This is a genomic window from Paenibacillus sp. UMB4589-SE434 (assembly GCF_030226685.1).
Classification (GTDB): domain Bacteria; phylum Bacillota; class Bacilli; order Paenibacillales; family Paenibacillaceae; genus Paenibacillus_B.
Map to the genome: position 1 here is coordinate 2,156,095 of NZ_JASOYK010000001.1, position 25,243 is coordinate 2,181,337.

A 25,243-nucleotide genomic window follows, 5' to 3' on the forward strand; every position below is an offset into this window, starting at 1 on the left:
GAAAGTATAAGCTGCGCCTAATTTAGCCCACAGTATACGAGTTAACAGCCTTTTAGTACTAAAATGGACAGTACTTAAGTTCATATCGCATCAAAACGATCGTTTTCGCCCCAAAACAAAACACACATACTCCGATCAAAGGGCCTACTACCACCCTTAACTATCGGAGTATGTGTGTTCTTTTTTGCTATTTATCGTTGCCCGTGCGGTCGCTTCGAACGCGGCGGACCAATGATCTCAGCCCAAATGACTCCACGACGCGCATCTTCTACAGATACACCTGCCTGCTGCCACTCATCTTGAATCTCATCTTCTTCAATTGGATTAGGCGCATGCATGCTGTCACGAGTCGCCACTGCTCGATGACTCATGGCCTGACGCTCTTGATAGCTGGACGAAGTCCGCATAGCTGTACCGGAAGAATCTGCTGCCAACGACGGCGACTCCGACATTAGCGTCTGAGATTGCGGAGCTGGCTCTTCAAACAACTGCTCACCCTCATCATCCTGCTCGCCATGCGATTGTCGTCCGGATGAATCTCCCGCTCTCTGGTCCCCGCCAAAGCTCGGCATACGGTTGGTTTGCTTCTTTCCCTTGCCTAGCAAGGAAAACAAAAAACCTAATATGGCAATGGCAATAATCGGATTGCTAAACACAAGGTCAATTATTTTCTCCATGGCTTATCGCCTAGCCTTCTGATTTAGGATCGGTACCTTTACCGCCGATCGAACCGCGCATATGCGTATCCGCTTCAATATTTTTCAGATTCATGTAGTCCATTACCCCGAGTTTGCCAGAACTCAATGCTTCTGCCATTGCGAGTGGGACTTGTGATTCGGATTCCACGACGCGCGCGCGCATCTCTACGACACGAGCACGCATCTCTTGCTCAAGCGCAACCGCCATTGCACGACGTTCTTCCGCCTTCGCTTGCGCGATACGCTTATCAGCCTCTGCCTGTTCCGTTTGCAGGTTTGCACCGATATTTTTACCTACATCTACATCCGCAATATCAATAGACAAGATCTCAAAGGCAGTTCCTGCATCCAAACCTTTGCCTAACACAGTACGGGAGATCATATCCGGGTTCTCCAAAACATCTTTATGAGTGTTCGCACTACCAACCGTCGTAACGATACCCTCACCTACACGGGCAATAATGGTCTCCTCACCAGCACCACCGACAAGGCGATCAATATTAGCACGAACAGTAACGCGAGCGCGAACGCGAACTTCGATACCGTCTTTCGCCATGGCAGCCACAATCGGTGTCTCGATGACACGAGGGTTAACGCTCATTTGAACAGCTTGCAGTACGTCACGACCAGCAAGGTCGATCGCTGCAGCGCGTTCGAATTCAAGGTTAATGTTCGCCCGCTGTGCAGCGATTAATGCATTCACGACACGGTCAACGTTACCACCGGCCAGATAGTGACTTTCCAACTGATTGAGGGTTAATCCAAGACCAGCTTTGGAAGCCTTGATTAGCGGATTAACGATACGACTAGGCGTTACACGACGAAGGCGCATTGCCACAAGCGTAATAATGCCTACGCGGACTCCCGATGCAATGGCACTGATCCAGAGCATGACCGGGAAGAAGCTAAGAAATACGCTCAATACGATAACTACAACTACCGCAATAAGCAAAATACTGATGATTGATGGGTCCATGTGTGTACCTCCACTTAATCTTTTTTCATCTATCCCAATCCTTTATATGGTAAAAAGGAAGAAGGAACTACATTGGTTTACCCCTTGCTTATTTCTCTTCGTGGTGATTAACAGCTTCGCGGACTACTACGCGAACACCTTCCACTTGTATAACTTCCACTGACTTATCTTTGTCAATAAAAGTTCCATCTGTAACCACGTCCACCTTACGTTCACCAAACATGGCTGTTCCCGCTGGACGAAGCGAGGTTAAAGCAATCCCAATCTGATGCAGCAGCGTCTCCTCATTCAAATGCGAAACGTAACCTGCCTCAGCAGTCAGCTTATCTTTTAATATAAACTTGTTCCAAATTCCCTTATGCTTAAAGATCCGTGCAGTTACAATGACAACAGCAACTGCCGCTACAAATGCAATCCCTAGTGACAACAAGGCGTTAGACGTATCGTACGCTGCACGTACGACTCCAGTAATCAGACTGGCTCCGCCCAATATACCCAGTATACCAAAGCTTGGTACAAAAAGTTCTAATGCCAACAACACCAGACCTATGATGAATAACACGATTGTCTCCATTCCGGCCAGACCAGCAACGTATGCACCGAAGAAATAAAGAGCAAATCCAACAATGCCTAAAATGCCTGGTACTCCAAAGCCTGGTACGATAAGTTCGATGGCAACACCCGCAATACCAATAAATAACAAGATCGTAGCAATAATCGGGTTTGTTAAATATATCGCCAATTGTTCAGATACTTGCATATTAATTGGCATTAATTGAGTATCTTTAATTTGCGCTTGCTGCAGTACATTCTCAACGGAAGATGCTTCATATTCCGCATATCCGGACTTAAGTGCTTCTTTGGTGTTCATCGACAGCACTTCGCCGGGCTGCTTCGTCTTGCTGATGCTTGGCAAGTCAATCTTAGACTTTACATCAACCATCGCCTTGGCAATAAGACCATCACGACCATTCTTCTCGGCAGCTCCCTGCATCAAACTAATCCACATGGCGATTAATTTAGGATCCTCTACCAACTCATGGTTTCCGTTAACAATCGCTGCTGAGCCGATTGCGCTTCCAGACGCCATCGCAATCTCATCGGCGTTGAGCGCGATGTAACTGCCCGCAGACGCTGCCTTGCCGTGTACAAATACAATCGTTCGCAGCGGACTGTCTGCAATGAGCTGTCCAATCTTGGAGGCACTATCCAATCTCCCCCCTGGTGTATCCATCTCAATGACGACTGCTTCCGCTTGAAGCGCTTCCGCTTCTTGAAATGCACGCTTCATGAAGGTATGCATGACCGGATCAACGGTTCCCTTAAGTGGAATAACAACTACTTGCCCAGAGCCTGTCGATGCAACCTTAGACTGGGCTAACGTCTGCGCCTGTGCTTGCGGCACGATGCCTAATCCAGCCATACCTGCTACTACAAGCAGCAGCACTGCACTTGCACATAAGCGCTTTATAAACTGCCAATGCAAATGTATCACCCCTCGACCTCCCCTTGCGTTGTATATATAAACGTAATCTTTTTGATCATACGAAGTAATACGTGAAAAACTACCTTAGCGTTTCAGGTTTACATGGAGCTGACAAAGAAAAAACACTCCTTGTAACAAGGAGTGTTTCTGTCTCATCGAAAAGTTGTCTTAATTCGCTTATTGCAGATGTTGTTGCACAATGGCATTGACAAGCTTGCCGTCGGCACGCCCCTTCACCTTAGGCATGAGGGCAGCCATTACTTTCCCCATTTCCGCCTTCGAAGAAGCACCGCTCTCTTGGATGGTCTCTTGTACAATGACTTGTAATTCCTCTTCGGACAGTTGTGCGGGAAGGTATACCGACAATATGTCAATCTCTGCTTTAACGTTATCCACAAGGTCGAACCGACTTGCTTTCTCGAACTCTTGGAGGGCATCTTTCCGCTGTTTGATTTCACGACTCAGAATCTCAAGCACTTCATCGTCATTCAAAGTTCTTTTTACATCTATCTCAACATTCTTGATCGCCGAACGAATCATCCGGATGGTGGAGAGTTTGAACTTGTCTTGACTCTTCATCGCTTGCTTCATATCTTCGTTCAATCTTTGGCTCAGATCCATTATTACATGTTCCTCCTAAAACTTTCTCTTACGAGCAGCCTCGGACTTCTTCTTGCGCTTGACGCTTGGCTTTTCATAGTGCTTACGCTTTTTAACTTCAGCCAACACGCCATCTTTGGCGATGGAGCGCTTAAAGCGACGGAGTGCAGCATCGATTGTCTCGTTTTTGCGAACTTTAGTTTCAGACACCAGTTTTCCCTCCCTCCGACCAGACCGTTCCAAGAACAAATCACGGTTCATCAAACTACATTATATGTGAAACAGAAATATAGTGTCAACCTCGCGAATACCAACTGTAAACAATTACGTATTTAACGTATTTTTTTACAGTTGTTTCGCAATCTTGAACGGTATCTGGTTACTCCGTTGTTACGCCTTTGGGCCGACCAAATCTCCCAGAGATTCGCCGCCAAGCAAATGGTAATGAATGTGAAATACTAACTGACCGCTATCTTTGCCGCAGTTGTTAACCAAACGGTAGCCAGTCTCAGCTACGCCCGTCTCACGCGCGATTTGTTGAGCTGCCTTATGCACTTCTCCGATCAATGCGAAATCTTCGCCTTCCACATCGTTCATGGTAGCGATATGCTTCTTCGGAATAATGAGAATATGTACGGGAGCCTTAGGACCAATATCATGGAACGCAACTACATGCTCATTTTCAAATACCTTCTTGGAAGGAATAGAACCTTCGATAATTTTGCAAAAAATGCAATCCATTCTAGAATAACCTCCCTTTATGTATGGCATACCTTTTACACTTGTATATAGATCAAAACCAGTGTTAAAGATCATTGCAAATAGGCTTGTCTTATTATAATACCGAAAAACGTTAAAAACGTCCAATTTTTGCGAAATTGTGTTAGGCTAGTGCGATCTTGAGCTCTCGGTATGGACATGGACGCTAATATATTTGCACCCTATAATAAGTAGTACAGTTCAACCCACTATGCATGGGAAAGCAAGGAGATGGAGTATGCCCTACAAAGTGCAGCTATTTGCCGGATTGGCCGATCTGGTTGGAAATTCAGAAGTATCATTAGCAAGTGATTCGCCTTCGCTTACTGTTGCACAATTAAAACAGGAGCTTAGCATGCTTTATCCTCGAGCGGAATATGCAATCCAACAATCATTTATGGCTGTTGATCAGCGATATGCTGCAGACAGCCAATCTGTTACTGAAGTTCAAGAACTCGCTCTTATTCCACCTGTATCCGGTGGGGATGGGATTGTACCTCACGCAGAGCCAGATGCAGCCTCTATGAGCACGGAAGACGGTCGATACGAACTGACATACAACAAGATTGAAGTGGAGAAGGTTGCGGGAAAGGTGTCGCACCCAGACCATGGAGCCGCCCTTGTGTTTATCGGTACTACACGTGAGCATACAGGCGGCAAGCGGACGTTGCAGCTGGATTATGAAGCTTATATCCCAATGGCGCTGCATATGTTGTGTTCTCTCGGCGACGAAATAACCTCACGCTGGCCAGGTGCAGCAACGGCTATTACTCATCGGCTGGGTACGGTTCATATCGGTGAATCAAGTGTAGTGATTGCCGTGTCGACGCCCCGCCGCACTGATTGCTATGAAGCAAGCCGATACGCCATTGAAAGGTTAAAACAAGTTGTCCCCATCTGGAAAAAGGAGATATGGGAGGATGGTTCAGAGTGGGTAGGACACCAACTCGGACCCGGACCATGGAATCCCCTTGCTGGAGACAAGCCATAATGCAGCTAACGGCATCCCGATGCAGGGAATGCCGTTAGTCAGCTTGTTCTTGAATGTTGATTATTATATCCATTTAATAAAAAAGCTCTGTCGAAGCTTCACTTGATGACGCTCCGCCCAATCTCGAATTGCGTTGATCCCTTCCTGTTCACCTTCTGTGAAATTGAAGCAGAGGTTCATCGGCACAAAACTTTTGCCTATCAACTTAACTCCAATTGATGGTTTGTGACGGCCCATTATAATTACATCTCGAATCTCGCTCGCTTTATATGCGACTCCTTCAACCCATAATTCATCTTCTTGCAACGATAAGCTGCTCGGTTTTCTTTTCATCTTGTGAATTACAAACCCCAGATAAGAAAGACACACGAGCTCCCACGCTGCAAGCGCCCAGATAACCTCAGCTACATAATTCGTTCTAAGCAACGGAAGTGCATTAAATAAGCTCGCAATCATTAGTATAACGACCGCCACCGCCTGTATGTTAGAAGTCGGGTACTGGATCTTAAACGGCTTGTTAGCTGCTGGCATGTCAACCGCCCCTTTCGTTATTTAGTCATTTGTAAGCGTTGTCAACATAGAACGGTAAATTAAGTTAGAAACCAAGGGATGCCTCATTTTAAAAGTGAGATTGTTAAACTTATGATGTAAAAAGCAATATCGTGGAATATTAGGATAAGCGAAAATCAGAAAATGAAGAAAGGTCAAGGAAGTAGGTGCTGCGACTGATGGAAATATAGCATTAATGGAAGTGCTTAGATCTAAAGCGTGCGCTGCGAAAAGAAAAAGCACTCCGTAACTTACATCAATCAGCGCTGCACTCCTGCTGCCTACACAAGATCTCCATCGCGGACTACAGTCAATCGGACTCGTTCACATTTTCGCCTTATTTATATCCATTATACTCCAAAGTTCAAACAATTGTCGATATTTTTTCATAAAAAAGACACCTATATTACTTTACACACAAAAAAACCTGATTTCACATTAGGATATCCCCTCTGCGATAACCAGGCACGTTCGATAATAATTCATTTTTCATAGATTGATGTTAAGGTATTAAGCTTAAGGCAACTAGGGTTGCCAAAGGGAGAATGATGGGATTGTAGCCATAACCAGAGCCATAACCATATGGATTGTACCCTGGGTAGTAACCTGGATAGTAACCAGGGTAATAGCCTCCCCCATACCCATAATACGGCGGACGAGCATATGGTGAACCGTAATTGTGATAAGGATAATAGCCATATGACGGTCTGTAAGATTGATCGCGGAACATATAAGGTGAGTAATTCGAAGATTGGCAGCCGCACATAGGCTGACAAGGCACTGGTTCCGAGTATCCCATCGGCAGCCCTGCCGAGGCATGTTGAGCATGCCCATTTGGGACCGCAAGATGAACAAATTGCTCATCAACGTGTGTAATCATCCCTGTATAAGTATTGTTATCCACAGTAGTCAACTGCACGTTTTTGTTGATATGCATTTTGCATAAATGAAACATGGATGGGGTAGAAGCAGGTTCCAAATTATAATCAACTTGAGCGGCTGGAGATGCTGACTGCGGGGAGACGGGCACTTGACTTTTTATAGGAACAGACGGCGATAGAGACGCTTGGTTCTTCGCTGGACTCGAGGTTGGGATTAGATTTGTTCCTTGATTTGTTCCTTGATTTGCACCTGCACTTGATCCTGTCCCTATCCCTGCTTTAGCCCCGTTTCCAGCTCCAGTTGGTTTTTCAATGATTGGGCCTGTCGATTTCTTTTTTTCCATAGTAACCTCCTCTTGATGCATGCAGAAGTAATCTGAATAATGCAGGATATTCGCCTAGGCCCAGAGGGGTGACAACTATTCATATGGCTCAAAATAAAAACAAAAAAAAGACACCTCGTACCCTGCAAAACGCAGGCAGCGCTTGAACGCTGTGAGCGTATTTCTTCTGCAAACGAGTCAAAATGTTTACACAAGCAATACGATCACCGAGGTGCCATTCAATAAAGATGTCGGCTAACTGTATTATAACAGTAGGTTGAAACTGTAACTGTGACAAAGCTCACATTTACTTCGTAATAATATCCATTTCGTTACAGAAAATGTACGACCAGAAACAGCAAGGAATTAATAATTCTAATCACTGTCCACTAAGTTCTCCAGTGAATAGAAGGCAAGAACCCGTCACTTGCATTAAAGGCCATCACATCGATATCTGCTCCAAGCCCATATCCCTTTACATTACTGGTAATACACACTTTCGCTCTGTCCTCTACATGCTCTCCAACATGATACGCGACCCTCTACCAGCTTGCTCCGCAGGCTGTACAACCAGCTTGCGCGGAAGCCGAGCTCTTAGTTCGGGCACATGGCTGATCACACCCACAGATAGCCGATCTGTATGCAGCTTCTCCAATGCAGTCACAACCGTATCAAGTAATTCCGGATCCAACGTGCCAAATCCCTCATCCAAGAAGAAAAATTCGAGCGGATACATGCCTCTAAGCTGAATCTGCGCGGATAAAGCAAGGGCCAGCGCCAGCGATGTTAAGAACGTCTCTCCACCAGACAGCGTAGAGACAGGACGTCGAATTCCGCCATTGGCATCGTCACGAATAACAAAGCCACCACCCGAGTCCACTTCAAGCGAATATCGCTGCTTCGTTAGCACCTTTAGTCTTTCAGAGGCCGCTCGGCTCACTTGAAGAAGCTGCTCTTCCGCAACATACTCTACAAATGCATTACCCCTGAATACAGTTTGCAGCTGCTGCAGCCTGCTCAATAGCGACTGTCCTTCACTGCGCCGCTGCTCCAAAGCCATCCAACGACTATGCTTGCTGCGCAGCTGTTCCACATCTCGCTCGGCCTTTGCACGGCTTGACAATGCCGCCTCGTCTTGCTGCTGCGCAAGTTCCCATGTCTCGACACATGCCTGCCAGTCCTCCTCGCTGATCTGAATGCCCTGCAGCTGCTCATCGAGTCTCCGCAATTGATTTGAAAGGTCTTGACATCGTTCATGATACTGCTTCACCTGCTGCTGCAAATCCTCGCGCTGCTGCATGGGCAGCAGCGAAGCTTCAGCTTCGGCTGCAGTTGCAAAGCCTGTCTTGTCTAATTGCAGCTGCAGCTTGGCAGCTGCTTGCTCCGCACGCTCCACAGCCGATCGATACGCCTGTCTGGCAAGTGCAAGCCGTTCCTTGGCGTTGGCCTCAGCCAGACGAGCCGCTTCAACGGTAGCTGTAAGCTGTACCGCGTTGGCACGGATATCAGTTAATCGACGTTCAGCTTGTATAACCTGGTCAGTAATTGGTCCTGGCACCAGCCATGGCTCCACACGCTTGTCTAGATCTTCCATTATTCTGACCACACTTTGGAGCTCGGCATTACTTTGAATCACTTGTATCTCTGCCTGGCGATGTTGAAGATCGCATGCTCGATATTGTGCCTGTGTCTCTTCCAAATAGGTTACACTGCGGTCAATGCGCTGACGACAATCTTCCGCCTCCTGATCACGAAGCAGCCACTGTGCGCGCAGTTCATCCAGCTGCTCGTACGGCCATTGGCTATAATTTTCTTCGTATACACGACTCAACTCAGACACGCGTGAAAGTAGGACAGATAGCTGCACCTTAGTCTCTGCATGCACTGCCCGCGCAGACTCTCTTTTGGAAGACAATTGCTGCAGCTGCCATAAATGCGCATCCAATTGGTGAATAAGTGAATCTTTCAGGCCGACAGATGATTCCAGTTCACTTGTTAATTGATCATGAAGTGTCCCGATCATTTCAATCTGCTCAGACATCTCCTCATATTGTTGCTGACCAGCAGCAACTGTTGTCATTTCGCTTGCCCATTCTGATTCCAGAATAACGCAAGCTCGCTTTACTTTTTCGACCGTAACAGCTGCATCAGGGTGTATGCCGGATGTATTGTCAAATTCCCCACCTGTCACAGCATCATAGCTATTGCTGTTCTCCAGTCCTGCAGCAATCTGTTCAGCCAGCTTGTCTCCCAGTAGTGCCGCAGTTTTGCTGCCAACATCCGCAAGCCGCTCTCGCAATTCTTGACGGAGTATGAAACAACGCTCAGACGAAACTGTTGATTCAGTTAACAGCGATTTGACCTGTTCACGCAGCTGCTGACATTGCTCCAGCAGTTGTTCCCCAGCTGCTCGCTGGACCCGATAGCTCTCGATGTCAGGAGTAAGATCTACGTGCGCACGATTAGATGTATGATCAACCGATCCACATACGGGACACGGCTCTCCAGTCGTCAAGCTGCTGGCAAGCTCAGCAGCCAGTAATGATTTCGTTCTGTGCTGGACATGCTGTGCAGCCCAAGCTGACAAGCCATTCAGCCGATCTGTCAGCAGCAGCAGCCGTTTGCCATTATCTTTCCATTGCCGCTCTTTCCATGACACAGATTGACGCCAAGCCGGTACCGGGTGCCCCCACTCTACAATGTTCAGGACTTCTTGCCCAATCTCCTGCTCAATTGTATTTACAGCGTTAGCCTGTAGTTGATTGAGCGCTTCTAACTGCACAGCATTGGCTTGCAGCTCAACCAAACGCTCCTTTGAAAGCCATGCTGATTGAAATGCTTCACGTTCAGCCAATGGCCGATCCAACGTCTTTAACTGTTGTTTTAATTCAGCTTGTCGGGTACCCGCCTTATCGATAAGCTGTGTAAAACGTTCGATCTCTACGCCCGACTTCTTAGTTGTCTCCTGTGCTTGTGCCAGCACAAGCTGTGTTCGTTCAGCATCTTGACGCAAACGCACAAGTTCCTCATGCCACTCCGCTGCCTGCTTTAGCTGCTCGATTCGATGAAGCAGCACAGGTTCTTGCTGCTCTCTTACAAGCAGCGCTTTGTTTGCGGCATGCTCTGCTGCCTTGCATTCCTCTTCACTTGCTGCAGCAGCAAGTTCCGTTTGCTTAAGCTTAGCCTCATCCTGCAGCAATTGGAGCTGCGACTGTCCCGCTTCTTGTGCATACGGAGCCAGCAATTCTGCTTCCGCAGATCTTTTTAACTGCAGCTCATGGGTCGTTACAGCATCTGCTTGCTGCTCCAATTGAGCCAGTTGATTTGCGATGCTGACGCGATCGGCTTGGCGATCTCTTTGCTCAGCAAGCTTTTGATATTGTAAAGCAGCTGCCTCTTTAGCAGCACGTGCCGCTTCTGCCACTGCGGCTGCGGCTGTCAACTCAGACTCTACAGAAGTCAACGCCTCTGCGGATGCATCTCCTAAACCCTGCTGTTCCGCTGCACAAGAATTAACTTCTGCCTCCGTAGCCTTCAGACGACGAGACAGCTTGCTTGCCAACTCGTCACCATATTGCTCCAGCGAAAACAGTCGCTGCAGCATTTGACGACGATCACTGCCTTTCAGCGAAAGAAATTCTGCGAACTTCCCTTGTGGCAATACTACCGCACGAGTAAAATCGTCCATTTTTAATCCGATATGGTACTCAACCATCCGAGTCACATCTGCAAGCTTGTCTGCAAGTACCGTCTCTGAATCAGATGTTATTTCAATGAACCGACTTACGGTATTGCTGACAGTAGCCTCCCCTGTCCGCTTGAACCGTCGTTCTACACGAAACATACGCGAACTCTGAACACCGTTTAATTGAAACGCAAACGAAACTGACAGTTGATCCTCTGCCTGATTCATAATCCCCTGCGTTCCGTTCGTCGCCCGTTCCACTTTGCCGTACAGCGCCAGTGTAATGGCATCTAAAATGGTAGATTTACCACTGCCTGTAGGGCCAAATATGCCAAAAATCCCATTTTCACTCAAAGTTCGGAAGTCGATTCGTTGTTCTTCACGATAACTTTGAAGCCCTGACAGAGCCAGTTCTATCGGCTTCATGCGTCCACCTCCTCCGCATGTTCTCTCTCACCTACGAGCTCTAGGAATAGTTTGATTAATGCATCATCAGGTACTGCCCCACCTGTCTGCCTTTCGTAAAAACGACGGAACAGTTCTTGTACTGGCAGGTCGCTGCGGCGTCCAGCCTCTGCCTGAATTTCTTGCATTTCTGGATATACCGGGCGAATATGCACAATGCCAGCATGCGCTTTGCGAATATGCTGAATCTGTTCCATCGTCAACGCTTCCTGCAAATGTAAATTCACATCCAGCCATGCATTACGATCACGCCCCTCATCCAACCATGTGCACAACTCACCATAACCACCTTTAACTTGCCAACTGGCTAGCGGTCTTCCTGCGCTCAAATAATGTTCAACAGGCTCAGCCGCTGTAGTTCCAGGGCTAATCTCCACAATCGTTACAGACTTTGTCTGTCCCGCCTCAGAGAAGCTGTACCCAATCGGCGACCCGCTGTATCGGATAACGCCGGGTCCTTTCACCCGCTGCGGTCGATGAAGATGTCCCAAAGCAGTGTATTGGGCTCTGCTGCCTGACTCACTGCATACGTCAAAAGCACTGGGATCAACAGTGTAAGCTCCGCCTACTTGAATCGGACGTTCGGATTCACTTTCTTTGCCACCAAGTACATACAGATGGCTCATCATCAGATTAACACTATCATTACGATAGGCTTGTGCCTGCTTTGCCAGCAATTGACCTACCCTTGCACTATATGCCGTCCGGATGGACTCTTCATCGTTGTCCACTGACAGCAGCTGCTTCAGTCTTGACTCTGACGGATAAGACAACGCAGCGATGACTGCCTGCTCATCGGTTCTTTCTATCGGCACGAATACGGGCTGCTCTGTTGGCTGTCCTACAATGAAGATGCCTTGATGGCGCAGCAACGGCGCAGACGCTGCCAATCTTTCCGGATGATCATGATTGCCTGATATGATGACAATCGGACGTGTACCACGCTTAGAAAGTCTTTCAATCGCTTCATAAAACAGCAGCTCAGCGGCAGCAGGCGGATTAACCGAATCATATACATCACCCGCCAGTAAAATCAGGTCGATACCTTCTTCATCTGCCAAGTCAACCAATTCGTCAACAAATGCTGCCTGCTCCTCCAAACGACTTCTCCCTTCAAGGGTACGACCGAAGTGCCAATCTGCCGTATGCAATATCCGCATGTATACATGCCTCCTTTCCTGTATCTTCTTCTAAAGGATGTGTGCTTCTTTGGCATCAAAAAAGTAAAGCACCTGTACATCCACCGGCCGTTTCCATATTTTCTCGATCGCTCGTGCATACAGACCAAGTTGGAAGCGATAATGGTCAACTAAAGCTTGAACTCCCCCGCGCGCAGCGCGTACACGATCTGTCTTGAAATCCAGTAAAATAAGCTTGCCTTCATGCTCAAACAAACAGTCAATTACACCTTGTACCAGCACTGTCTCATGGTCCAGCAAGCCTGCATCATCACGAGCGGCAAAGGTTGATGTCGCAACAAAACGAAGCTTATCACCCATATCCGTTTCCACTTGGTTCATTTCGATTGCATAGGCTTCTGTTGCCGTCAACCCGTAACTGAATGGCATTTCACGATAAACCAACTTACTGCCCAGCAATCTGCGACCCATATCATGCTCAAAAAATGCTTGTACTGCATTTGCATCTATGGCATCAGCTTGAGGCTGTGACATCAAGTCTCGCTCCACCATGCCCACAATTGTCGCCTTTATAATGTCAGTTGTCATACCTGCTTGAAGGTCCAGCGGCAAATGCTGCATCAAGAAATGATATGCCGTCCCTCTTTCAGCAGCTGTAAGCCGAGTATTCTCCATAAAGCGCGGTCGCCTTAAATGGAGCGTATATCCCGCCATTGGATCTTTCTCATCCTGCCTGTCGTCACCGACAGCCTGTACCCATGAAGATTCTGGCCACTCCTCTTGTGTAAACAGCCGCTTCATTTCGGTAACCGATGTTTTAGCAGGTAGTAGTTCCGCAATACGATAGGGGTTGCGCCACCCTAACCGCTCCTCTATGAAAGGCCGAAATGATGGATTCGATGGGTCTTCGACTTCAGTCCACTCATCCAACTGTACGAGTCGCTCCAACTGCTCTGCCATCACTTGCGGAAGCGTATCCTCAGCGCTTGTATCAAGCTGCAGCGCCAGCACAGATGCTGATACGATAGACAATTTCCACTGCGCTGTCTCTTCCAGCATACATTCACCGTTCCGATTGGGAAGCCCTGCATAATTGCGCCAATCTGCTGCGGCAGCATGTCGAATGATCGCCGGACCAATCCAATCCAAGTAGGACTTGGCCCGTGCGATCATATAATCGGGAAGCAGCATCTCATTAATATCAAGCGCCTCACCCCACTGGCGAATTTCTTTTACGGCATCGCTAACCGTACCGACAAGTATCAACTTTTCTTTAGGTCTCGTTAAAGCTACATAGAGAACACGCTGCTCTTCCGCAAGCAATTCCAGCTTCATCTGTCTCCGTATTGCTAAATTAGCCAGCGTGGGATAGGTGACTCGTGTCGCCTCATCAACGTATTTCGGTCCAAATCCAAGCTGCTTGTGCATCAAGAAGGAAGCATTCAAATCCTGCTGGTTGAACATCTTGGCAAGCCCTGCAACAAATACAACAGGAAATTCCAACCCCTTACTTTTATGGATGGTCATAATACGAACGACATCCTCCTGCTCACCCAACGCTCTTGCTGTGCCAAGATCGCCGCCAGTACCACGCATCCGGTCTATGAAGCGCAGAAAACGAAACAGTCCTCTTACGGAGGAAGCCTCGTATTGTCGTGCACGATCATATAAAGCACGCAGATTAGCTTGTCTCTGCGTACCGCCAGCAAGCCCGCCAATCCATTCAAAATATCCTGTCTCGCGGTAAATTCGCCAGATCAATTCAGACAATGAGCCTTGCCGCGATTCGTTCCGCCAATTCTCCAATTGCTGTAGGAAAGAGCGAATTCGATTTCTAGTGCTCATACTAAGATGTGGCTGATCCTGCGTATATCCCGTTTCGTCATGCGGCAATGAGCCATCACCAGCCGGAGTCTCTATTGGCTCATCAGCAGCCAATTGAAGTGCGTCCGCATAAGGCATGTTTGATCCATACAGACGAACCTGTGCCAGTTCCTCTGCTGTCAGGCCAACGATAGGTGAGCGAAGCACGCCAGCAAGCGGAATATCTTGATAAGGGTTGTCTATTACACGAAGCAATGACACCATCACTTCAACTTCAGTAGCCTGAAAATACCCTGTACTGAACTCCGCATATGCCGGGATTCCTTCAAGTCGAAGCTCTTCTACCATTAAAGGCGCCCAGGCTGATGTAGCCCTTAACAAGATTACGACATCCCGATATGTGACCGGACGCATACGCTGCAGCTTGCCGTCAAATATGAGATACGGCGACTCTCCCTCATCACCTAGCATCCGTCGAATCCGTGCAGCAATTGCACGAGCTTCTAAGCGTGCCGTTTCCAGTTCAGCGGCGTCTACAGCCGGAGCTGCCGGATGATCAGCCATCACCTCATCAACAGCCACATCGTCGTCCTCTTCATGAACTGCTTCTACCCGACTACCCTTCTCAATGAGCAGCAGCTCTGCCGCAACGCTTTGAGGCTCTCCTGCACTGTCAGACGATTCTGGATAATATACTGCGCCGAATTGCAGTTCAGCAGCTTGATCATACTCAAGCTCTGCCACCTGTTTGTTCATCACCTGTCTAAACAGCATATTAACCGCATCTACCACCTGCTTGCGACTCCGGAAATTGCGCGCAAGATCGATCCTCGTGCCTTCGCCTTCGCGACCTGGACGGTACGATTCATATTTGGCCAAGAACAATCCTGGCTCCGCAAGTCGGAAACGATAAATACTTTGCTTGACATCACCGACCATAAATCGATTCCCAACACCATCACGTGTAATTAAGTTAACAATGGCTTCTTGAACCATGTTCGTATCTTGGTATTCATCCAACAAAATTTCTACAAACTGTTCCCGGTACTGCAGCGCTGCATCAGAAGGAAGCGTACGAGCTGCCGTTGAATCCTTTGTACGTAAAATTCGTAAGCAATAATGCTCCAAGTCAGAAAAATCAAGTAAACCCTTAGCCCGTTTGGCTAGCTCGTAACGCTCGCCAAATGCCTTAACGACACCAGCCATCTTATCCATCAGCGGGGCCATCTCATGCAGTTCCTTGAGAAATTGCGCTGGCGTCCGGCGATACAATTCCTCACGAAGCTGCTGGTACCGCGCTTTCGCCTGATCACGAAGCCGCTTCGTCTGTTCCTGCAGTGATTTGTCATACTTATCTCCGCGACAGGCCGCCAATCTGCCGAACTCAAGCTGCTCTATACTGCCGCTCATCTCGTGCCAAGGGAGACGTTCTGCAGCTTCCATAATGGCACGAGCAGCCTCCAATTCAGGCTGCAGCGCCGCTTGATAAGGTTCCGGCCCTCCGGGCGCTGTCGTCAGCTGTAGGGCTTGACGAAGCAGTTCTACAACTGCATTCAGACCTAGCCTTGTGTCCTTCATTACACTTTCCGCCCACGGCGTGTGGGATAATTCTTCTATTGACTGTGCTTTAAAGGACGTCACCATACCGCTAATCCATTCATTCGGCCAAGGATGACTGTGTGAAAAATCATACAGTCGCTGAATCAGACGAAAAGCAGCTTCATCGTTTCGTTCTCCACTAAACCAATCCACAAGTCTGCGGAACAATTCATCTTCTTCTGCATAAAGCTCTTCAAAAAGATCCTGCAGCACATCTTGCCGGATGACTTCCGTTTCGGTAGCATTCGCGACACGGAAGGCGGGGTCCAGACCTATCGTTTGGAAATATCGTTGGATCACTTCAAGACAGAATGAGTGCAGTGTTGTGATAGAAGCACGATTCAACAGTGCCAACTGCCTTTGCAAATGCTCTGATTCAGCATTGAGCTCCAGCGCTCCTTCGAGCGCAAGGCGAATACGTTCCCTCATCTCCGCCGCAGCCGCTTTGGTAAATGTGGCCACCAACAACTGATCGACATGCACAGGGTTGCTCTCATCGCTAATTTTACGAATAATACGTTCCACTAGTACTGCTGTCTTACCTGAACCTGCCGCAGCAGCAACAAGGATATGTCGACCGCCATCAACGACAGCACGCCACTGTTCGTCTGTCCATTTGGAGCCAATCGGCTTAGGAGGAAGGCTAACAGCTATCTGCTCGTGCTCGGACTGATGAACGGCATTCTTTTGTAACTCTGCATCTGTGATAATCAGTTCCCGTACAGTCCCGACATCATTGCTGCCTCTTGTTTCAACATTTACATCTACATCGTCCAAGCGATCAAGTGACAAAGCTGCATGCCCTTGTTTATCTGTATCACTCATGTTCCCTTCCCCCTTCCTGCAGCTTGATCCATACTTCTTCCTTGCTTAACTTCGGAAGCTGATTATATTGATTACCCTCTACCAGTTCATCAAATTGGCATACAGGCTTGAAATCACAAAAATCACACGCTTTGTGTGTCCCCATCCGGTAAGGCTCAATCTGTACATCTCCTTCGGTAATCTGCGTACCGATACGCTGAATTACATTGCGTGCGGTATGACGAAGCAGATCCCACTGCTCAGTCGTCGCGACGCTTGCATTGCTATAAAATGAGCCATCCTGCTTGACGGCTACCGGAATCACATCCGAATACCCCTTCTCTAACGGAGCATCCATCTTGGATACAACCTCGCGGTCGGCCAGCACAAGACCTTTAAGCTTGAACTTCTTCAGCAGTTGTTCATGAGCTTGGTCTTCGTCCATGCCATTGGATGCTGCAAGCAAAGGATTATGCACGTGAAAATATAACGCTCCTGCCGGAAGAGCTGTCTGCCCGATCCATTCTTCGGCATTGGTCAACAGCACATCCAAGTAAGTCAGCATCTGTAGGGACAGCCCATAATACACTTCGTGCAGCTTGAGATCTGTCGCACTAGACTTATAATCTACAAGGCGCAGCAAAATGCCCTGTTCACTATCGGCGCAGTCCACACGGTCAATTCGGCCAACAATCTCCATCGTACAACCATTAGCTAACGTAAAAATAAGCGGGGGCAGCGGCTTATCAGGGCCGAAGTCCATTTCCAATGCCAATGGTTCAAATTCTCCGCGCTTTGAATGTTCGCCGATTACCGATGCTGCCCGGCTGACGATCTGCTTCAACTTACGAGAAATATGCTGATATCGCTTCGTACTGAGCAGAATTTCCCCTTGCAGGCGCGGTGCCAGGATGTCTACAATTCGATCTGCCTCTGCTCGACACTCATCGGGTGTTAAAGCCGCCCAAGTACGGCCGTCTGACTTTAAGTCGGTTGCGAAACGGCTTAATGCCGCATGGAACAATTGACCAATATCAGGTGCCTCTAAACGATATAACTGCCGTTCCTTCAGCTTTAAACCGTGCGAAGCGAAATGGGAAAATGGACAAGCAACAAAACGTTCCATACGTGACACGCTCGTCCGCAGCTTCTTGCCATACAGCATCCGACTTGTTGATTGTTCTAATGGCTGTACCTGATTTCGGTACACAAGCGAACCCACCAGCGTGCTTAAGCGGTCATGCCATCTGGGATTGGATTGAAACCAGCGATAAACCTCCCACCAGACAGGTGCAATCTCCCGCCCACGCCTCCATTCGCGCAGTTGAGCAATCAAATGCCGCAGCGCAGTCTCTGGATGCGATACATATGCGAACTGCTCTGATTCAGACATAAATTCATTAGGCTCCGTCATGAGAAGCTGCTCCTGTACATGCGGAAACATCGTACGCAGCATACGGATAACTTCTGACGGAATCAGTGATTTTCCTTCCTCATCAGCAAGTGCATAACTCACCCACAGACTGCTGCACGAAGCAGACAACGCATTATAGATCAGGAATCGCTCGTCAAGCAGCTTGCGCCGTATGCCGGGGGCTAATTCCATTCCCATGTCAAGCAATACGTCACGCTCATGTTCCGTCAGCACCCCTTCTTCGAGTGGTCGCGCCGGAATAACGCCATCATTTACTCCTAACATGTACAAATGATGAATCTGACCTGACCTCGTACGGTCCATCGTTGCAATCAGCACTTGATCAAGAGCTGGCGGCACAAGTGCAAGCTTAACGCTCTCGAACCCAGTCTCGAGCATCCCAGCAAAGCTTTCGATCGACATCTTTTCATCCCCGACCATCTCAACCATCTGGTCAAGAATATCCAGTACCGCTCCCCACATTTGACGATGCTCACGTGAACGCTGCACGTCACCGTTCAGAAGTGCTTCTGTGCTCATACGTTCCAATTGCTGCGGAACTTGCAAGTTCATCCAGAACTGATACAAGCCCTCGCACATACGGCGCACATTTTGCGCACGAGCCAATGTATGCTGCAGGTCAGCAACAGGCTCAGTGATCAACTGACGACACTGTTCAACCCAAGCCGGAGCCTGTTTTGCCGATATATCAAGGTCATCGTGTTCTTCCAATGACAGAGAAGGCACTGCGGGCCATGGCCTGCCATTTGTCCAACGTGATCCTTCGATACCTGTGGCCAGTACATAATTCTCAAACCGATCCAGATTGGCCCTAGTAATCGAACCATCCTCCGGAAGAATAAACTCAGTCTTCACAAAACGAAACACAGCATCCGCACGCCAATATCCAAGCATAATATCCAGTGCAGCACGAGTCATCTCTACGAACGGATGATGCAGAACGCCACGCTTTTGATCCATAAAAAAAGGAATATCCGCATCAGTAAAAACAGTCTGGATCAGTTCTGCATAATTCCCAATATTACGCACCATTATAGCCATATCCCGCCATCTAGTTTCGCCGCCGCGAACGCGACGCAGCATGTCCCGCGCCACTGCTTCAACTTCCGTACGGCGGTTTACGGCGGCATGCACCGATATCGCTTGCTGTTCCTCTAGTTGCGTTGTTGCCTCCTGCCATGGCCTGCGCCGTTCAAAGCTGCGTTCCAAGTGAGCTAACATCGGCACTGAATTAAAACGCGGCAGCCTCCTGCCTTCCGCTTCTCGGAGCCAGATCACGTCGTTAATGGGCACACTTAATGTGTCAGCCATATCCTGCAATTTGCAATAAGTCGTTGCTGTAGGATGGAACAAGTTCAGTTCTTGTGGAAGCTCTCCACGTTCGTAAGGGCGATCTAGCGTTAATGTCAGATGAATTTGCTTCGCATGAAGTAAAAGTGCTGCTAATACAGACAGCTCTTGCGGTGTAAAACCATGAAAGCCGTCTATCCATATTTCTGCTTCACGAATATAAGCTGAATGAGGCACGTTCTCTGCAAGGCGCATCAGTACATCTTCGCCATCCAAATAGTGATGAGCCAACTCCGCTTCAAATTCATGCATCACACCCGCAATATCATGCAGCTTTGCGGAGAGCAGGGGATGCCCGCTTGTCCCGCTCAACAAAGACAATTGCTCCTCTACGTCTGCAGCTTGAATGCGGTAGCGTTTCATCTCATCAAATAACGAGTTTAACTTATCAATGAAGCCGAACTGCTCAGAAGCTCCCGCAAACAAGGGTAGGTCCTGTTTATGCCGCTGTAATATTTTATACAGCAGCATTTTCTTGCCTTCCTCGTTAATTGGGGTTAATGAGGCCCCGCCCGTTTCCTGCATCACACGATAGGCCAACCGCCGAAAGCTAAACACTTGAGCACGCAGCAAGCCATTCAGTCCTTCTGACTTCACAAGCGTATGCTCCATTTGGAAAGTTCCTTGTTCGGGTACTAGCAAAATAAGCGGTGGACCTTCCGGAGATGCGGTTAATCGCTCGTGCAGCCGGTTCAGTACAGCGGTGGTCTTGCCGCTGCCTGATCTGCCGATCATAAATGTTAACGCCATCGCCATCTCCCCCTCCATTTTCCTCTATTGTTGTATACATAAATGGTACATGAATAATTTTTCGATTTTACACGCTACCAATAAATAACACGATTTGTTATGCACAGCGTTCACCATCTGCTTGTTAGGTACCATTATAACATGACAATTATAAGAACACTCGTTTGTAAAGATTGCCGCAGCATGCAAGATTAGAGAACGAACAGCGTATCGAATTTGACTTCTTTCAACTGCTGTTGTGAGCCCGCACGACATAAAAAAGCCATCCATAGATAGTGAAATCCTCTACCCTTGGATGGCGCTCAGGCGCTTAAGCCAGTGCTTAGCAGCCAATTTTAAAAAATAAAGTTTATTGGTTCCTGTTATCTTTCTTTTCTATTTCGATCGCACTTCAAATACAGCAAACTTCAAATAATGACCTTCGTCAACACCAGCAATCTGTGGATGGTCCTTGCCGGCTGCACGCCACTCAATCAAACGCAGTACTTTCCCTGCATCCTGAGCCGCATCTAGAACCGCGTTCATAAACAGATCTGGTCGCATATGGTACGAACAGCTTGCTGTAACTAGATAGCCACCCTCATTTACAAGCTTCATGCCTTGCAGATTGATGTCTTTATAACCACGAGATGCGCCTTCTACTGCTCCTTTAGTCTTGGCAAAGGCAGGCGGGTCTAAAATAACAACATCCCAGGTTCTGCCGCCGCTCGCGGTAATCGGCTTAGACGTATCCACCTTTTTCTTTCCCGTCGAAGACGCTGTAGCGGACCGCTCAAACCGCTCCTCCTGACCACGCACCTGCATACGCAAGTATTCAAAGGCATCAGCCACTACGAACTCCACGCGTTCAGTAAAGCCGTTCAGTTCTACATTTCGCTTGGCACTTTGGATCGCATGATCCGAGATGTCAAGACAAGTCACCGACTTGGCTCCATATTTGCAGGCATGAAGCGTAAAGCTGCCTGTATGCGCGAAGCATTCCAGCACTGTAGCGCCATCCCACCATGGGAACGTCACAGGCTTGCCCTTAGCATTAACAGGCAGTGTCTGAATACCTTGTTCTGTATCCACTTCCTGCATACGTATGCCGCTGCGCTCGCCCCATCCCGTCATTAATGGCTCAATAGATGCTCGATTCTCACGCTGATCGAAGAAATAACCAGTCTTCTGACCTTCTACGATATCCACCTCGATCGTTAGTCCATTCTCCTGTACCTGAACATGGCGCGGGCAATCTCCGAATAGCAGTCCTGTCCGCTGTTCAAGCCCTTCACGTTCGCGAATGGGCACATCGCTGCGTTCATATATTCCTGTTGGTTCGAGTACCTGTACCAGCGCTTCAATGATCGCTTCTCGTCTAACGTCCATGCCAAGCGTAACGATCTGGACGACCAGTATGTCATCAAAGCGATCTACTACTAGACCTGGTAGAAAGTCGGCCTCACCATACACGAAACGGTACGCTGTTGCTCCTGACAAAAATCGCTTACGATGCTTAAGCGCTTCACTGAAACGTTCTGCGAAATAAGCTGTGTCCATTTGTACAGCAGGTTCGTAAGACACGATGCGGACCGTAATTTGTGAGGCTGCATTATAGTAGCCTGTTGCCAAATATTTCCCTTTATCAGTAATGACATCTACTAGTGCACCTGGCTCTGGCTGCCCGACGATTCGTTCAATTTCGGATTGATATACCCATGGGTGAGAACGCTCCGTACGCTTCTTACGTGAACGTGTCAGTACTACCTGTGGTCGTTGGTGGCTTACTGCTGCTTCGATGTGAATTCTCCTCCGTATTGTGTGCTCATTACGCTGCTAGACTCCATCAGCTTGTCATGGTTGTCTGCGGACGAGCATACATATTGATTAATGTAAGGCAGGAACTTCTTATATTTAAAAATGGTTGTGCCATTGAGCATTTCAAAAGGAGTTTGCTTATGTTCAACGAAATGATACTGCCGTTAATCGCAGGCTTGGCGTTATTTCTATTTGGCATGAAAACGATGGAATTCGCCCTCCATTTATGGGCAGGTCCATACATGCAGCGCATGCTGCACTCTTCAACCAAGACACCTCTTCACGGGATGATGTTCAGCTCACTGATGACTGCTGTTATGCAGAGCAGCACAGCGATTACGGTTATCTCGATCGGGCTTGTGAATGCGCGGCTGATGGCATTTTCCCGCACGTTAGGCATTATACTCGGTACGAATATAGGCACATGTCTAACAACTGAGCTGATTGGGCTGAATATTAATCAATATGCCATGCCGCTGCTTCTCTTATCCCTGACAACGTGGATGTGGAGTGTGATTGCGGATGATATTGCTCCCAATCTCATTCCTCGCATTCAACATTGGTGGCGGCCGCTGCAATTTGCATCAATCGCAACTGCAGGCTTCGCCTTTATACTGCTTGGCATCGAATGGATGAAATCGATTAGTGAGCCGCTTCAACAGCGCGGTGTGTTTAGCTGGTTTCTTGAGCGCTCGCAAGACAGCTTGCTCTGGGCGCTTGTAGCCGGCATGGTCATTACCGCGCTCGTGCATAGCAGCGCAGCCATCATAGCCATGGCCATGGGATTATCCGCCACCGGAGCATTGCCAGTCGAGGTAGGCATTGCTATCGTGATCGGTTCGAATGTTGGCACATGCTTTACTGCGCTTATCGCCTCCATAGGGGGAAGTCGAAGTGGTCAGTATGTAGCTTGGAGCCACGTTGCGTTAAATGTAGGTGGGGCACTGCTGTTCTTCCCGCTGCTGCATCAGCTGCATGCCGTATCCGCTATGTTAGCACCAGAAGCAGCGTCACAGATTGCACGCGCCCAGACCATATTTAACATCGGCAGCTCACTCCTCGCGCTCCCCTTCTGTTATTTACCGGTATGGAAGCGTATATAACCCAAACTAATCCATCGCTCATTGCGGCACGATATCTTAATATCAACAAAATTGTGGCTCTGTTAGATGCGAATACCCAAGAGGGAAAACGCTCCATGTACAATATCATCGTTATTGTCATAACCCGACTCTTGTTGAAGCTGCCAAGCCTCATCCGGATTGTACCAATTCACACCGCGAATTTCTTCTACTTGCGCCTGAAGTTCGCCTTCTTCGGCTTCAACGAGGTAATAATGGACTTCTTTGTCCACAGTTCCATGCTCCGCATGCTCGTACTGATAATGAATCACGTTGATTGGCGCTACAATTCGACCGCGGATTCCGGTTTCCTCTACAATTTCACGAAGCGCGGTTTGTTCAATTGTTTCGCCGGGCTCCATCTTACCTTTGGCAAGCGACACTTTACCATATCGGTCTTGGATAAGTTGTATCTCCAACTGCTCGCTACGTGTGCGGTAAACTACACCCCCAGCAGATATCTCTTTCATACACTGATGCCTCCCGTCATTGATAAGATATAGTTGAACTCTATTTTGTGCAGATTGGCACTAAACGCAAGCTGTTTATTGGTGTAGAGGGTATGTACACATCCTTACTCACATACTAGCCCATAAGAAGGAGGATTTCATCCTCTCCCAGAATAGGGAACTGAAATCCTCCGTGACTTGCCTATTCATCTCTTACATGCTAGCTGCCTGATCCATGTGCGCATCTAATACACGTACGAGTACCCCGTGACATTCATTAACGCCTGGTTCCGTAATCTTGACACGGCACAGCTTGCCAATCAAAGATTCATCTCCGTCAAACAGCACTTGCAAGTAATTATCTGAATAACCCATTACCTTGCCTTGTCCAGATGCCCCTTTGGAATCCCGCTCTGGAATTACATCGACCACTTGGCCTACAAATTGCTCCGCGTACTCGAGCTGCATCTTTTCCGACAAGTCAATCAGTTCATGCACGCGTGCATGCTTGATTTCTTCGTCTACTTGATCTTCCATTCTTGCGGCAGGCGTACCCGTACGCTTTGAATACGGAAATACATGCATTTCTGAGAATCCAACTTGCTTCATAAATTCGTACCCTTCACGGAACTGTTCGTCCGTCTCCCCAGGGAAGCCAACGATCACGTCAGTAGTGATCGCTACGTCAGGCATAGCTTTTCGAATTCGGGCAATCTTGTCCGCAAATTCTTCAGTCGTATACTTACGGCGCATACGTTTTAATACTTCTGTATTTCCAGCTTGCAGCGGTATATGAAGATGACGACACATCTTGGTAGACTTGTCTAACACTTCAATCATACCGTCATCAATCTGACTCGCTTCAATGGAACTGATACGAATCCGCTCAAGCCCCTCTACCTTGTCCAGATCCTTTAACAGATCGGTTAACGTGTAGTTCTCCATATCATCGCCGTAGCCGCCTGTATGAATACCTGTAAGCACAATTTCCTTGTAACCTGAAGCTACTAGTTGATGTGCTTGCTTAAGTACACTTTCAGCCTCCCGGCTGCGGGACAATCCACGTGACCATGGGATAATGCAGAACGTACAGAAGTTATTGCATCCTTCTTGAATCTTCAAAAATGCACGCGTACGCTCAGCAAAGTCAGGCACATCTAATTCCTCAAATGCCCGGGTCTTCATGATATTACGTACGGCATTAATTGGCTTGCGCTCTGCATGAAGCTGATTCACATAATCCATTAGTTTCTCGCGGTCTTGCGTACCAATGACCAAATCTACTCCCGGGATATCCATAATCTCTGCAGGCGATGTCTGCGCATAGCAGCCTGTCACCGCAATAATCGCATCCGGGTTGCGGCGAACCGCACGTCGAATGATCTGGCGGCTCTTCTTGTCGCCAGTATTCGTAACCGTACAAGTGTTAATTAGATACACGTCAGCAGTCTGTTCGAAATCAACCTGCTCATACCCTTCTGACTTAAACAATTGCCAGATGGCTTCGGTATCATAGAAGTTAACTTTGCAGCCTAATGTGTAAAATGCTACCGATGGCATGT

18 protein-coding genes are annotated in these 25,243 nt (G+C 48.1%); 2 read left to right on the forward strand and 16 right to left on the reverse strand.

Annotated features, from left to right (window positions below):
- Window positions 1-191: 191 nt before the first annotated feature.
- The 6 genes from QP775_RS09040 to QP775_RS09065 form a co-directional block, all read right to left on the reverse strand.
- Window positions 192-677, reverse strand: a complete 486-nt coding sequence (locus QP775_RS09040; protein WP_239328589.1) for a hypothetical protein — start codon at window positions 675-677, stop codon at window positions 192-194.
- Window positions 678-687: 10 nt separating this feature from the next.
- Window positions 688-1,674 (reverse strand): flotillin-like protein FloA, encoded by a 987-nt coding sequence (gene floA / locus QP775_RS09045; protein WP_239328591.1) that lies wholly within the window; start codon window positions 1,672-1,674, stop codon window positions 688-690.
- Between the two features lie 88 nt (window positions 1,675-1,762).
- Window positions 1,763-3,160, reverse strand: coding sequence for an NfeD family protein (locus tag QP775_RS09050; protein WP_483312009.1), 1,398 nt, complete (start codon window positions 3,158-3,160; stop codon window positions 1,763-1,765).
- A 177-nt stretch (window positions 3,161-3,337) separates the two neighbouring features.
- Window positions 3,338-3,781 (reverse strand): GatB/YqeY domain-containing protein, encoded by a 444-nt coding sequence (locus tag QP775_RS09055; RefSeq protein ID WP_028544927.1) that lies wholly within the window; start codon window positions 3,779-3,781, stop codon window positions 3,338-3,340.
- 15 nt (window positions 3,782-3,796) lie between these two features.
- A complete protein-coding gene (gene rpsU / locus QP775_RS09060) occupies window positions 3,797-3,970 on the reverse strand; it encodes a 30S ribosomal protein S21 (RefSeq protein WP_005547957.1) in 174 nt (57 codons plus the stop codon).
- A gap of 180 nt (window positions 3,971-4,150) precedes the next feature.
- On the reverse strand, window positions 4,151-4,501 hold the full coding sequence (locus QP775_RS09065) for a histidine triad nucleotide-binding protein (protein ID WP_239328593.1): 351 nt from the start codon (window positions 4,499-4,501) through the stop codon (window positions 4,151-4,153).
- Window positions 4,502-4,757: 256 nt separating this feature from the next.
- On the opposite strand from QP775_RS09065, the gene QP775_RS09070 reads away from it, so the two are divergent.
- The gene (locus QP775_RS09070) at window positions 4,758-5,510 is read left to right on the forward strand and encodes a molybdenum cofactor biosynthesis protein (protein WP_275444569.1); all 753 of its coding nucleotides are present in this window, start codon (window positions 4,758-4,760) and stop codon (window positions 5,508-5,510) included.
- Window positions 5,511-5,573: 63 nt separating this feature from the next.
- On the opposite strand, the gene QP775_RS09075 is transcribed toward QP775_RS09070, so the two are convergent.
- The 8 genes from QP775_RS09075 to QP775_RS09110 form a co-directional block, all read right to left on the reverse strand.
- Window positions 5,574-6,041 carry a hypothetical protein gene (locus tag QP775_RS09075; RefSeq protein WP_285105298.1) on the reverse strand — a complete coding sequence of 156 codons (468 nt, stop codon included), beginning with the start codon at window positions 6,039-6,041 and terminating at the stop codon, window positions 5,574-5,576.
- Between the two features lie 520 nt (window positions 6,042-6,561).
- Window positions 6,562-7,284: a hypothetical protein gene (locus QP775_RS09080; RefSeq protein ID WP_285105300.1), complete on the reverse strand. Its 723-nt coding sequence runs from the start codon at window positions 7,282-7,284 to the stop codon at window positions 6,562-6,564.
- A gap of 490 nt (window positions 7,285-7,774) precedes the next feature.
- A complete protein-coding gene (locus QP775_RS09085) occupies window positions 7,775-11,374 on the reverse strand; it encodes an AAA family ATPase (protein ID WP_285105302.1) in 3,600 nt (1,199 codons plus the stop codon).
- A complete protein-coding gene (locus QP775_RS09090; RefSeq protein ID WP_285105304.1) occupies window positions 11,371-12,573 on the reverse strand; it encodes an exonuclease SbcCD subunit D in 1,203 nt (400 codons plus the stop codon). Before QP775_RS09090 ends, QP775_RS09085 begins: the two co-directional genes overlap by 4 nt.
- Window positions 12,574-12,603: 30 nt before the next feature.
- Window positions 12,604-16,800, reverse strand: a complete 4,197-nt coding sequence (addA, locus tag QP775_RS09095; protein ID WP_285105306.1) for a helicase-exonuclease AddAB subunit AddA — start codon at window positions 16,798-16,800, stop codon at window positions 12,604-12,606.
- Window positions 16,793-20,314: a helicase-exonuclease AddAB subunit AddB gene (gene addB, locus QP775_RS09100; protein ID WP_285105308.1), complete on the reverse strand. Its 3,522-nt coding sequence runs from the start codon at window positions 20,312-20,314 to the stop codon at window positions 16,793-16,795. The genes addA and addB overlap by 8 nt, the downstream gene beginning before the upstream one ends.
- A 375-nt stretch (window positions 20,315-20,689) precedes the next feature.
- On the reverse strand, window positions 20,690-22,093 hold the full coding sequence (locus QP775_RS09105) for a class I SAM-dependent rRNA methyltransferase (protein WP_285105780.1): 1,404 nt from the start codon (window positions 22,091-22,093) through the stop codon (window positions 20,690-20,692).
- Window positions 22,078-22,233, reverse strand: a complete 156-nt coding sequence (locus QP775_RS09110) for a hypothetical protein (protein WP_285105310.1) — start codon at window positions 22,231-22,233, stop codon at window positions 22,078-22,080. The genes QP775_RS09105 and QP775_RS09110 overlap by 16 nt, the downstream gene beginning before the upstream one ends.
- A gap of 18 nt (window positions 22,234-22,251) precedes the next feature.
- Here QP775_RS09110 and QP775_RS09115 point away from each other — a divergent pair, with 18 nt between their 5' ends.
- On the forward strand, window positions 22,252-23,214 hold the full coding sequence (locus tag QP775_RS09115; protein ID WP_239328602.1) for a Na/Pi cotransporter family protein: 963 nt from the start codon (window positions 22,252-22,254) through the stop codon (window positions 23,212-23,214).
- A gap of 62 nt (window positions 23,215-23,276) precedes the next feature.
- Here the strand turns inward: QP775_RS09115 and QP775_RS09120 are convergent, their stop codons facing one another.
- On the reverse strand, window positions 23,277-23,702 hold the full coding sequence (locus tag QP775_RS09120; RefSeq protein WP_285105313.1) for an NUDIX hydrolase: 426 nt from the start codon (window positions 23,700-23,702) through the stop codon (window positions 23,277-23,279).
- Window positions 23,703-23,894: 192 nt separating this feature from the next.
- On the reverse strand, window positions 23,895-25,241 hold the full coding sequence (gene mtaB / locus QP775_RS09125) for a tRNA (N(6)-L-threonylcarbamoyladenosine(37)-C(2))-methylthiotransferase MtaB (protein WP_239328604.1): 1,347 nt from the start codon (window positions 25,239-25,241) through the stop codon (window positions 23,895-23,897).
- Window positions 25,242-25,243: the final 2 nt, after the last annotated feature.

Bases quoted from the DNA above. Each gene is read 5' to 3' on its own strand.
- QP775_RS09040 (WP_239328589.1), bottom strand. From the start codon at position 677: ATGGAGAAAATAATTGACCTTGTGTTTAGCAATCCGATTATTGCCATT.
- floA (WP_239328591.1), bottom strand. From the start codon at position 1,674: ATGGACCCATCAATCATCAGTATTTTGCTTATTGCGGTAGTTGTAGTT.
- QP775_RS09055 (WP_028544927.1), bottom strand. From the start codon at position 3,781: ATGGATCTGAGCCAAAGATTGAACGAAGATATGAAGCAAGCGATGAAG.
- QP775_RS09065 (WP_239328593.1), bottom strand. From the start codon at position 4,501: ATGGATTGCATTTTTTGCAAAATTATCGAAGGTTCTATTCCTTCCAAG.
- QP775_RS09070 (WP_275444569.1), top strand. From the start codon at position 4,758: ATGCCCTACAAAGTGCAGCTATTTGCCGGATTGGCCGATCTGGTTGGA.
- QP775_RS09075 (WP_285105298.1), bottom strand. From the start codon at position 6,041: ATGCCAGCAGCTAACAAGCCGTTTAAGATCCAGTACCCGACTTCTAAC.
- QP775_RS09080 (WP_285105300.1), bottom strand. From the start codon at position 7,284: ATGGAAAAAAAGAAATCGACAGGCCCAATCATTGAAAAACCAACTGGA.
- QP775_RS09085 (WP_285105302.1), bottom strand. From the start codon at position 11,374: ATGAAGCCGATAGAACTGGCTCTGTCAGGGCTTCAAAGTTATCGTGAA.
- QP775_RS09090 (WP_285105304.1), bottom strand. From the start codon at position 12,573: ATGCGGATATTGCATACGGCAGATTGGCACTTCGGTCGTACCCTTGAA.
- addA (WP_285105306.1), bottom strand. From the start codon at position 16,800: ATGAGTGATACAGATAAACAAGGGCATGCAGCTTTGTCACTTGATCGC.
- addB (WP_285105308.1), bottom strand. From the start codon at position 20,314: ATGGCGTTAACATTTATGATCGGCAGATCAGGCAGCGGCAAGACCACC.
- QP775_RS09110 (WP_285105310.1), bottom strand. From the start codon at position 22,233: ATGCTCAATGGCACAACCATTTTTAAATATAAGAAGTTCCTGCCTTAC.
- QP775_RS09115 (WP_239328602.1), top strand. From the start codon at position 22,252: ATGTTCAACGAAATGATACTGCCGTTAATCGCAGGCTTGGCGTTATTT.
- QP775_RS09120 (WP_285105313.1), bottom strand. From the start codon at position 23,702: ATGAAAGAGATATCTGCTGGGGGTGTAGTTTACCGCACACGTAGCGAG.
- mtaB (WP_239328604.1), bottom strand. From the start codon at position 25,241: ATGCCATCGGTAGCATTTTACACATTAGGCTGCAAAGTTAACTTCTAT.